Here is a 238-nt window from a genome sequence, read left to right on the forward strand (position 1 = left end):
ATCGTCAGCGTCAGTAAACAGGAGCCCAACATGAGAAACAACGTGCGCGCCGTCAAGGTGAACAAATATTTCGACCAGTTCCACGCCCTGAAGGATGTCAGCCTCGAAGTGGACTACGGCGAGGTGATGTGCATCCTCGGTCCATCCGGTTCCGGCAAAAGCACCTTTTTGCGCTGCATTAACCAGCTTCAGAAGGTCGGTAAGGGCGGAATTTGGGTCCTCAACGAGCTGGCGGGTA

Annotated in this window: 1 protein-coding gene; it reads left to right on the top strand. The window is 54.6% G+C overall.

Annotated features, from left to right (window positions below):
- Positions 1-30 precede the first annotated feature (30 nt).
- On the top strand, positions 31-238 hold a 208-nt coding region (locus KVT28_RS26705; protein WP_217551329.1), incomplete at its 3' end, for an ATP-binding cassette domain-containing protein.

The sequence above is a fragment of the Pantoea sp. GbtcB22 genome (genome assembly GCF_019091025.1).
In the GTDB taxonomy this organism is placed as follows: Bacteria; Pseudomonadota; Gammaproteobacteria; order Enterobacterales; family Enterobacteriaceae; genus Pantoea; species Pantoea leporis.